Source organism: Luteibacter sp. Sphag1AF (assembly GCF_014192715.1).
Lineage (GTDB): Bacteria > Pseudomonadota > Gammaproteobacteria > Xanthomonadales > Rhodanobacteraceae > Luteibacter.
This window is the reverse complement of sequence record NZ_JACHYH010000005.1, coordinates 283,184-293,002: the sequence shown is the minus strand read 5'-3', so window position 1 is coordinate 293,002 and position 9,819 is coordinate 283,184. Positions and strand designations below refer to the sequence as shown.

Genomic DNA, 9,819 nt, shown 5'->3' with positions numbered 1-9,819 from the left:
GACCCTGCACGGTACGTGATCCACCGCTCCGAAGAACACCTGTTCATCTACGGTACCTCGACCTTTGAGCGGGACGGCATGCGTGATGTGATGGGGGCGCAGATTTCGCCGCCGCATTGCCGGATGGTGATTACGTGTGCGCCGCCTGATCCGGTGGACCCTTTGCTTGCGATCTCTCTGGGGGAACGGCACCGGGTGGATGGGCGTTCCATGAATCCCGGGTACGCGGAAGTGCGACATGTCGCGCCGCAGGTGCAGGCGTACGGGCAACCTGCCATGCAGCCGTCTCCGCCCGGCTACTTCCATGAGTCGGCGCCTGGTCGCGCCGCTCAGTCCATCCAGATGCATCAACGGCAGGCACCGGAGCCACCGTCGTCGCCTCCCGACCCGCGCCATCCGGGGCACCCGCATCATGCGATGTATCGCAGCGTGCGCGGGCAGTTGCATGCGCTCTACGCGGAACAGAGCATCAGCCTTTCCGAGCCGCGGCTTGAAAACATGACCGCTGCGATCATGGCCGATGCGCGGCGCTCCAACATGACGCGTGTGACGTCGCTGGAGTTCAGCTACGACGACAACGATAGACCCGATGTGAATCGCTACATCTTTGCGTACAACGGCGACCCTGAGCGTGATTACACGCCGGAAAGCTCAACCGACGTCAAGACGGCATCCGTCACTCCACCGGAGCAGTCCTACCAGCAGTTTCAGCAGTCTGACGAACACTTCCAGGAGCGCGCGTTGCAGCGGCAGCATGAATTGGCGAGGGAGCATTCGCACGGCATGGGGCGGTCGCTGTAACGGATGGGTCTGACTCCGGAGCAGGCCGGCTCGGAGTAAGGAAGGCCCGGCATGTGCCGGACCTTCCTTTCCACATTCGCTTGTACCTCGGCGGGGCGCGGCTTATTTCGGCAGCGTCAGCGAAATCGCCTTGGCCTTGACCGAGTCGGCCAGCGTCGGGAACGGGTCGATGCCGGTTTCGTTGATGATGGTGGTAACGGACACCACTTCGCAGACGGGCACATCAATGTTGCTGCAACGCCAGGCACCGGCGCCGCCGGCTTTGGCGTCGTAGACGGCCTTCCACGTGTAATTCGGCACGATCACGTCGTCCGCGCCGATGGTGTCCGGCGTCGGGCCATCGAAGGCCGGCCCGGTCACGACGTAGATATCGCCGTCGCTGGTGGCCATGTTGCGCACGGTGGTTTCGATACGCTCCCACTTGCCGGTGTTCAGCACGTGCGACTGCGGGATCATGTTGGCCAGCGAGAAGCTTTCCTTCTGCGAGGTCGCATCCGGTTCGTCGCCAGCCGGCGTCATGTGGCCACGGTCGTAACCGCTGTTCTTGTAATCAGCGAGCTGCGAGCGGTCAGCGACAGGAATACCGGTTTCCGCGTGGAATGCGTCCTTGCGCGAGATGGTGCCCGCCTGGGCAATCTGTGAGGCGGTCAGGTGTTCGGCAGAGTAGAGCGGTCCTTTGGTGACCCCGGATGCCACGATGGCAAACGCCTGGAAGCATAGCGGCGTGGCACGTTCATTCAACGAGGTATCAATCAGGTCAGGAGCCTGACCACCCACGAACAGCTGCGGGCAGTTGGTGTCGGCAGCATGTGCGGCACCAAAAAACGCAAACAGAACCACCGCGCACGCGGCACGGGCATGACGAAGACGCATAATGTTATTTCCCCATGGCAGGTCGGAACACCCCTGTTCCGCGACCTTGCCATGGTTGGCATTGTCCGTGGCGATACGAAGACACGCAATGCGTCGCACGTCACAAAATGACATATCTACGGCGCAGGCGTCGCGCGTTTCCATCCACCACCGAGCGCGAAGAACAGCCGGATTTGTGCATCCGATACAGCGTTGTCTGCTTCGGCATCCGCCGCTTCCGTGCTGCTGCGCGTGCGTTCTGCATCAAGGCTGCTGAGGTAGGGCGCACGGCCTGCCTTGTACAATGCGTGCGCCTGATCGGACGCCAGCGTGGCGTCAGCCAGTGCCTGATGCAGGGCTGCCTGGTGCTCCAGTGCGCGCGCGTAATCGCTCAGTGCGGTCTGCGTCTCCTTCAATGCGTCAAGCACGGTCTGATCGAATTGCGCCAGCGCGGCATCGGCACCGGCTTCCGTCGCGCGCACACGTTCGTGCGCTGATTTCGTGGGAAATGACCAGGTAATCAGCGGGCCAATGGACCAATAGCGTGCGGGTGCCTTGCCGAAGTCGGCCAGCACACCGTTGTCTCCCAGGCTGCCGCCAATGGACACGGTGGGATACAGCTCGGCGGTTGCCACACCGATGCGCGCAGTGGCGGCGGCAAGGCGGCGCTCGGCTTCGCGCACGTCAGGACGGCGACGCAGCAGCGCCATGCCGTCGCCCACAGGCATGGCCTGCGCGAGGTGGGGTGCTTCGTGACATGCCTGCGCTTGCGCCGGTATGTCGCCGGGCGTGCGGCCCAGCAATGCGGCCAGTGCATACCCGGAGGCCTCGCGGCGCCTTTGCAGTGCGGGCAGCACTGCACGCGCCAGATCGACCTGCGTCGTGGCCCGCGTCACGTCGATGCGGTTGCCCAGGCCAGCGTCCAGCATGCGCCTGGCGATGTCTGCTGAATGTTGCTGAATCTCGATGGTGTGAGTGGCGATGTCGAGGTCGTGTGCCGTCTCGCACAGGGAGATGTAGCTGTGTGCCACCTGAGCGGCAACGGTGATGCGAGCGAGGTCGCGCGTGGCCTGCACCGCGTCGGCATCGGCATTGGCCGCTTCGGTGGCGCGGGCGAGCTTGCCGAACAGGTCAAATTCGTACGACGCCGTCACGCCCGCTGCGGCTACGGAGAACGTGGGCAGCTTTTCCGATTGCAGAAACGACTCCGCAGAGATCAGCGTGCGCTCGGCAGTCGCCGATGCACCGCCGGAAAAACCCCCTTCCGCGCGCGTCATGTCGGCAACGGCATAGGCGCGACGTAGATTGGCTTCGGCGGCCTTCAGGCCGGCGTTGGCCTCGAATGCCTGGTTTTCCAGCGCGTTGAGTGTGGCGTCGTCGTATAGCGTCCACCACGCATCGGGCGCCACAGCCGTTCCATCGACGGCGGTGTTGTGTTCGTCGATGAAAGCGGCATGGGCGGCGGGCAGGTTCACCTTGGCCGAAGCGGGAACACGGTAGTCCGGTCCCACGGCCGCACAGCCGGCCAGCAGGACCAGCAGGGAAGAGGCAAGGGCGAGGCGTTGCATGTTCATGATTTAGTTGCAGCGGGTGCAGCCGGGTGAACGTGATTTCTTTCGATGCGCACCGTAGCTGTGCGGCCCGCTACAAGCAGCAGGTCGTGAGGTGGCGCGTCAATGGTGATGCGCACGGGAATGCGCTGCGCCAGACGCACCCAGTTGAAGGTGGGATTGATGTCCGGGAGCATCGACGCATTGGCGGTGCGCTCGCGGTCGGCGATGCCTGCCGCGATGCTCTGCACCTTGCCGTGCAGCACATTCGACTCGCCCATGACCTGAATCGACACGTCCTGACCCGGCTCCACTCCATGCAGCCGGGTTTCCTCGAAGTAACCATCCACATGGAACGACGCTGCGTCCACCATCGCAAAGGGCGCGCGGCCAGCCGCCACGTAGTCGCCGATGCGCACCACGTGGTCACTGAGATAACCATCGGCCGGGGCGCGCACGATGGTGCGTTCGAGGTCCAGTTTTGCCGTGTCGGCGGCGGTTTCGGCGGCATGCAGCCGGGCCTGCGCCTCGGCTACTTTCGCGTTCACCTCTTCCACGGTTTCGGTGGCCACCAGATCGCTCAGGGCGTGATTTCGCGCAGCCTGACGCTTCAGCTGGGCCAGCGTGGCGCTCTGTTCTTCCACCGCTGCGGTCGCACGGCGTACCGCCAGTTCAAAACGTGCGCGGTCCACTTCAAAAAGTGGATCGCCGCGCTTCACCTGCTGGTTGTCGCGCACGAGCACGGCAGAGACCAGGCCCGACACATCCGGGGCGATAGGCAGGGTGTCGGCGCGGATGTGCGCATCACGCGTCCAGGGTGCGCCTTCGTAGTACGCCCACATGTGCGATGCGACCACACCGGCAATGGCCACCAGGCCCAGCGTGGCGGCAACCGGGAGGGCTTTCCTCAAGAGGCGACTCATGACTTCCATCCGTGCATAAGGGCGAGCATGCCGCCGAGGAGAACGATGTACATCGCGAAGTTGAACAACTCCGGATGCCATATCCATTGATAGAACGGCGTGCGGGCAAGCAGGAAACGCACGAGGGTTTTCAGTGCGTAAGCCACGGTCAGCACGACCAGGAACTTGGGCACGAAGACGCCGTACAGGCTGAATTCGCCGTAGATATAGGTGTTCACGTCGGGGTCGGGAGAGTGGGTGGCAGCAGGGGAAGGAAGGCGTCGGGGGGGGCGACAGAAAAATCGCTCGACAGCGCCTGTCGATAGCGGATCAAAAGCTTGGCAGCCGGTTCGTCGTTGGCGAGCGTCCGGGCAATCACGCCGTCAATCCGGGCGATCAGTTCAACCGGTGGCGGCAGCGGCGCGTCCTGCTCTGTGCAGGCAAGGAAATACGCGCGGCTTGCCTTGAGAACGGACACCAGCTCCGGTGTTACGGCCGGGTCACGGTCGCGCAACGCCTGCAAATCAAGCAGGGCCAGACAGATGCGCATGTCGCGCACCGCATCCATTTTCATCAGCGACTCGCCGGTAACCAGAGCGAGCCGGGGAAGCCATTGCGCGGTGCGGTCAAGAATGCGCGCGGTGTATTCCAGGCGCTGGCCGGGAAGCACGCGCTCGGCCAGTCGGGCCTGTCCGCGCCAGTTGGCGCGCGCCAGCCGTCGTGCAGCGATTTCTGCGCCAAACGGGCGCGTGATCAGCGTCCACACCAGCGCGAACACCAGGCCGAGGATCATGGCGAGGCTGGAGTTGGCGAAGTCATCGAAGTTGGGCGCGGCGTTGTTGCGGAATGCGATGTCGCTGATGGTCTGCGAGGTGAGCAGCAGCACGCCCATGTTCAGATGAGGCCGGCCGGTGAATGCGCCCACGACCAGCAACGGAATGGCCATAGACGCTGCCACGCCGGCAAAGCTGGTGATATGCGGCAGGATGCAGAACAGATAGATGCCGGCCGTGAGGATGCTCAGCGTCTCCCAGATCAGGAAGCGACCGACCTGCGCGGCGGGATTATCCGAGGCGGCAAAGAAGGCCGTGGACACGGCGACCATCACCACGCCGCTCGCACCACCTGGCCAGCTGGTAGCCAGCCATACCCAGCCCGCGACCACCACGGCCATGGCCGGTGACAGCGCGGCAATCAGCATCATGCCGTGATCGTAGTAACGCGCGTGATGACCGAGCGCATGCGCGCGATACGACAGTGGCGGGGCTACCGGTTCGCTGGCATTGAATGCGTCGTGCAGCACGAGGCAGTCTTGCCAGAGGTCGATCAGGTCCCCCAGGCGATCCAGCGCGTTGGTGATGAGCGCATGGTCCAGCAGCGGAAGAGTGACCGCGTCGCGTGCATCCTGCACTTTCGTGCGCAGGAGGGCGGCGGTGTGGCTGTCTGCGGTGGTGCCTTCACGCATCCATGCAAGGGTGTTTTCCAGCGCATCCCTCAGGCCGTCGCCGCGCGGCACACGGCGGCTGTCGATGGCGGCCAGCGCGTCGGACAGCGCAGCCACCTGCGGAATCAGCATGGTCATGCGCACGCGGATTTGCCGCGCCTCGTCTTCCTGGCCGCGCCGGGCGGAGTCGTACGAAAGCTGGGTGATGAGCGCGTCCAGCGACACCACATCGCTGAGCAGGCGGGCGCGTAAGGCCGGAGGCGCACGGTGAGTAGGGTCGGCGAGTCGGGTGGTGGTCCAGTTTGCGGCATCTCGCAGCACGGCTTCCACGCGCGCATGGAATAAGGGCGACACGCGGCTGGGAAACAGCAGGGCGCTGACGACGCTCGCGCATACGATGCCCAGCAGGATTTCTTCGCTTCGCGCGAGCGCGATGTCGAAGATGGAGCCGGGAGCGAGGATGGCCGGTATCGCGACGAGCGGCGTGGTGTAGGACGCCAGCAGAAAACAGTAGGCACTGGGCCGGTTGTTGCGCAGCGACAGGTACAGCGAAAGGGTGGCCCAGCAGCCAATCGCGAACACGAGCATCAGCGGGGATTCGGCGAAGGTCGGCACGAGCACCACTGCCATTGCCGCACCGATCAGTGTGCCCAGTGCCCGGTACACGGCTTTGGAGCGGGTGGCACCGGACAACGGGTGCGACACGATGTAGACGGTAGCGAATGACCAGTACGGATTGGGTAGTTGCAACACCAGCGCCAGGTAGAACGCCAGCATCGCGGCAATAAAGGCTTTTCCGGAGTACAGCCACTCCGAAGCACTGGGCGCGCCCATCGGGACGAATTCCTTGCGAACTTACGGTTGCGAGATGGGGATGGCCGGAAACGGAACAGGCAGCGCGTCGATCAGTGCCTGGTGCACACGCAGGGCGGCGGCGATGTCTTCGGCACTGATGCCGGCGAAGACTTCGTGGCGCAGGGCGGTAAGCCGCACTTCAAGTTCCGCTGCCAGCGCGCGACCGGTGTCGGTGAGCCAGAGGGTTTTTGCACGACGGTCACAGGGGTCGTTCTCACGTCGAACCAGCCCCTGCTCATCGAGCTTGTCGAGGGTTCTGACCAGCGATGGGCCGACCACGCCGAGTTGCTCGGCAAGGGTGACCTGATGAATGCCGCCGCCGGAGCGCCCGATGAGAATCACGGGCACCACACAGGCCGAACTGACCCCGCAGTCCCCGAGGCGCGTATCGAGCAGCCGCTGCCAGCGCCGACTGGTCGATGGAAGCAGCGTCGTGAAACGCGTCTGTAGCAGGGTGAGGGGGTCCATTCGCATAGGCTAGCACCCTATTAGTTGCCGTGACAATTAGGCGGATGCTATGTATTTATTCTTCGTGCACGAACGTGTCGCCCACCCCCTGAGGTAGTGAGCCTGCTTGCGATTCGGGCAAGGCGTTACGCCCTTGAATTCAACGACGAACCGCCAGCACGCCATCGAGCGCCAGTTCGGCGCGAAAGCCAGCTTTCTCCAGTCTCGCGGCCACTTCACGTGGCACATCACGTCCGCTGGTCAGTTTGTTGGGCGAGCCGGTGTAGTGGAACATCTTGCCGCCGCGGCGCAGGACGCGCGCCAGATGGTTGTAGAACACCTGGGAATAGAGTTCGCCCGCGATGCCGAAGCGCGGTGGATCGTGGAGCAGGGCGTCGATGGAGGCGTCGGCCACCCGGGCCATGGCCTCGGACACATCGCCGTGAGTGAGGCTCAGGCGGCCGCCATACTCCGGAGCATCCGGGTCCGGTGACCACGGGTTGAGGGTGCGCAGCCAGAGAACGTCTTCGTTTTTCTCGAACGAGCGAATCTGGCCGACGCCCGCTTCCAGGCAGCACGCCGCGAAGTAGCCGAGGCCACCGCAGGTGTCGAGCACCACCTTGCCGCGCGGTTCGATCAGGGCGACTTTCCGGCGGGCATCGTCCACGGGTGACTCTTTCGAGGTGGGCAGCATCTTGATGCCGTCGATCTCGAAGGTTGGCGCGCCCCACTGTGTGGGCACGAGCTTGATGAGCGAGCCTGAAAACCGCGACACGGGCTCGAAGTCGCTGCCATCGAAGTAGTAGATCGTCCGGTCCCTGATGCGCGACGGATACGGGAAATCGTCGCCATTCCACGACCAGTGGTCTGCACCGAGCGCGGCGGTGCCGCTGCTGCGATCAAGGTCTGCGGACCCCGTCCATTCGGTGGCGCCGCCATCACGTGCAGCAAGCAATGCCTGGGCGGTGGGGGCGGTGAGAAGGGGGCCGGTGTAGTGGGGCACGTGCGCACTCGAAAGGACGATTAACCGGCCATGGTAAGGGAAAGCGGCCCGGCGATCCCGGGGCCGCCCGTCAACTGGCGTGTGAAGGAGGGACGACGTCGCGCACCAGCCGGCCCTGGAGCATGCCGGCGCGCTCCAGCGGCAGGTACGCCAGCGCTGCCAGATGGGAATGGATGCGTTTGAGATCGCGAAGGATACGCAGATACACGTCGCCGCCACCGCCCCCATCGCGACGTTCGCGCAGCGCGCGGATATGCCTCTCGGACGCTTCGTTTTCCAGTCGCCACAGCACTTCCTTCCGTGCGACCAGATTCTGCGCCGCACGCAGGTCTCCACGCAGGAACACGGTGAGGCCGAGTCGCAGGCTTTCCATTACCTGCGCATGCATGGCGGCCAGGTCAATGATGTCTTCAGCGGAGAAGTCCTGCCCGCGCGCCGCTTTCTTGGCCGCAAATTCCATGAGGTTGTTGGCGGTGATATCGCCGATGTGTTCGATGTTGATGACGAACGCATGGATTTCCTGGCTGCGCTCGCCGTCTTCTTCGTTCAGTGCCTCGCTGCCCAGGTCCGCAAGATACGCGCGGATAGCCAGGCCGAGGCGATCCAGCCACGGGTCCATCTGGCCGATGGCGGTGGCGCGGGCGCGGTCATCCTTGCCGAAAACCTCGACCAGTCCCTTGAGCATGCTTTCGACCATGTCGGCCATGCGCATGGCTTCGCGGGCGGCATTGGCCAGGGCAACGTTGGCCGAATCGAGCGCGACCTCGTCCAGGTACAGCGGCACCCCCGGATCGTTCGGCTGCGGCGGCTCGGGCAGCAGGCGTACCAGCAGCCGGGCGAGGCTTTCCACGGGAAGAATGAAGAGCGCCGCCAGGCCCAGGTTGAATGCCGTGTGGAAGTTCACGGCGATGCGCGCGGGCGATGCACCCAGGGGAGCCAGCCAGTCAGCCAGCGGATGAAGGATGGGCAGGCACAGCACGCATCCGGTCGCCCGCACGATGAGGTTTCCCATCGGCAACCGACGCGCGGTGGGACGTTGCGCATCCAGAAGGGCGGGAATGGTGCCGCCAAGATTGGCGCCCAGCACGAGGGCCAGCGCACCGGGTGCATCGACCATGCCGGCGCTGGCGAAAGACACGATCAGCAGGACGATGGCAACGCTGGAATGACACAGCCAGGTGAGCACGGCGGCGACCAGCATCGCCAGCACGGGCTCGCTGGCCAGCGCCTGCAACACCGAGCGCAGCACCTGCGCGTTTTCCATCGGCGCCAGAGATGTCACCAGCAGGTGCAGCGACAGCAGCATGAGGCCCAGCCCGATGGCGACACGGCCCACGTTTTCCAGGCGCGCATCGTCACTGCGCCTGTGGACGACAAAACCGAGAAGGATGAGGACAGGCGCGATGAGGGAAATGTCGAACGACATGACCTGCACGATCAGCGACGTACCCACGTTCGCGCCCAGCATCACGGCCAGGCCCGGCGCGAGGCCCAGCGCGCCATCGGCTGCGAAGGAGGTGGCCATCAGGCCGGTGGCGGTACTGCTCTGCAACAGTGCAGTCAGGCACAGGCCGAACGCGAAGGCGGTGGGTCGAAACCCAAGGTATCGGCCCAGCCAGCGGCGCACCGCGCTGCCGTATCCGCGCAGCACACCACTGGTGACCATGTGGGTTCCCCAAAGCAAAAGGGCCACATAGCCTGCGATGTCCAGAAGAACGAAGGTTCCATTCATGTCACGCTCCTGCCATCCACAGATTCGTCTGACGCGGTCGCCCATGCGGGACCGCGCACGAAAAGTTCAGCGCGCCGACGGGCGCACCTCATCAGTGCAGGGAGCACGGACTGGGAGGACGGCATCCTCCGCCATGCAGGTGTGCAAGGCGGTTTGAATCAAAACAGAAGGTGAGCTTCATGGCCCAGTCCTCGCAACGGTGCATGCGGCAGCCGGGAAGAAAGGCGTGGGAT

At 64.3% G+C, this 9,819-nt stretch carries 9 protein-coding genes; 1 reads left to right on the top strand and 8 read right to left on the bottom strand.

What is annotated here, in order from left to right; translation table 11 throughout:
- The coding region (locus tag FHW69_RS14250) for an XVIPCD domain-containing protein (protein WP_221195554.1) at window positions 1-801 on the top strand (801 nt) is incomplete at its 5' end.
- Between the two features lie 102 nt (window positions 802-903).
- Here the strand turns inward: FHW69_RS14250 and FHW69_RS14245 are convergent.
- From FHW69_RS14245 to FHW69_RS14210, 8 genes are all read right to left on the bottom strand, one after another.
- Window positions 904-1,674 carry a DNA/RNA non-specific endonuclease gene (locus FHW69_RS14245; RefSeq protein WP_183423747.1) on the bottom strand — a complete coding sequence of 257 codons (771 nt, stop codon included), beginning with the start codon at window positions 1,672-1,674 and terminating at the stop codon, window positions 904-906.
- A 116-nt stretch (window positions 1,675-1,790) separates the two neighbouring features.
- Window positions 1,791-3,227 (bottom strand): efflux transporter outer membrane subunit, encoded by a 1,437-nt coding sequence (locus tag FHW69_RS14240; protein WP_183423746.1) that lies wholly within the window; start codon window positions 3,225-3,227, stop codon window positions 1,791-1,793.
- A complete protein-coding gene (locus tag FHW69_RS14235; RefSeq protein ID WP_221195553.1) occupies window positions 3,224-4,126 on the bottom strand; it encodes an efflux RND transporter periplasmic adaptor subunit in 903 nt (300 codons plus the stop codon). Before FHW69_RS14235 ends, FHW69_RS14240 begins: the two co-directional genes overlap by 4 nt.
- Window positions 4,123-4,332: a DUF1656 domain-containing protein gene (locus tag FHW69_RS14230; RefSeq protein WP_183423764.1), complete on the bottom strand. Its 210-nt coding sequence runs from the start codon at window positions 4,330-4,332 to the stop codon at window positions 4,123-4,125. The genes FHW69_RS14235 and FHW69_RS14230 overlap by 4 nt, the downstream gene beginning before the upstream one ends.
- 8 nt (window positions 4,333-4,340) lie before the next feature.
- Window positions 4,341-6,383 carry an FUSC family protein gene (locus tag FHW69_RS14225; RefSeq protein WP_183423744.1) on the bottom strand — a complete coding sequence of 681 codons (2,043 nt, stop codon included), beginning with the start codon at window positions 6,381-6,383 and terminating at the stop codon, window positions 4,341-4,343.
- A 21-nt stretch (window positions 6,384-6,404) separates the two neighbouring features.
- A complete protein-coding gene (locus FHW69_RS14220; protein ID WP_183423763.1) occupies window positions 6,405-6,872 on the bottom strand; it encodes a MarR family transcriptional regulator in 468 nt (155 codons plus the stop codon).
- A 139-nt stretch (window positions 6,873-7,011) separates the two neighbouring features.
- Window positions 7,012-7,854, bottom strand: coding sequence for an SAM-dependent methyltransferase (locus FHW69_RS14215; RefSeq protein WP_183423743.1), 843 nt, complete (start codon window positions 7,852-7,854; stop codon window positions 7,012-7,014).
- A 70-nt stretch (window positions 7,855-7,924) separates the two neighbouring features.
- On the bottom strand, window positions 7,925-9,586 hold the full coding sequence (locus FHW69_RS14210) for a Na/Pi cotransporter family protein (RefSeq protein WP_183423742.1): 1,662 nt from the start codon (window positions 9,584-9,586) through the stop codon (window positions 7,925-7,927).
- Window positions 9,587-9,819 lie beyond the last annotated feature (233 nt).

Coding starts and splice junctions, on each gene's coding strand:
- FHW69_RS14245 (WP_183423747.1), bottom strand. CDS start 1,674: ATGCGTCTTCGTCATGCCCGTGCCGCGTGCGCGGTGGTTCTGTTTGCG.
- FHW69_RS14240 (WP_183423746.1), bottom strand. CDS start 3,227: ATGAACATGCAACGCCTCGCCCTTGCCTCTTCCCTGCTGGTCCTGCTG.
- FHW69_RS14235 (WP_221195553.1), bottom strand. CDS start 4,126: ATGAGTCGCCTCTTGAGGAAAGCCCTCCCGGTTGCCGCCACGCTGGGC.
- FHW69_RS14225 (WP_183423744.1), bottom strand. CDS start 6,383: ATGGGCGCGCCCAGTGCTTCGGAGTGGCTGTACTCCGGAAAAGCCTTT.
- FHW69_RS14220 (WP_183423763.1), bottom strand. CDS start 6,872: ATGGACCCCCTCACCCTGCTACAGACGCGTTTCACGACGCTGCTTCCA.
- FHW69_RS14210 (WP_183423742.1), bottom strand. CDS start 9,586: ATGAATGGAACCTTCGTTCTTCTGGACATCGCAGGCTATGTGGCCCTT.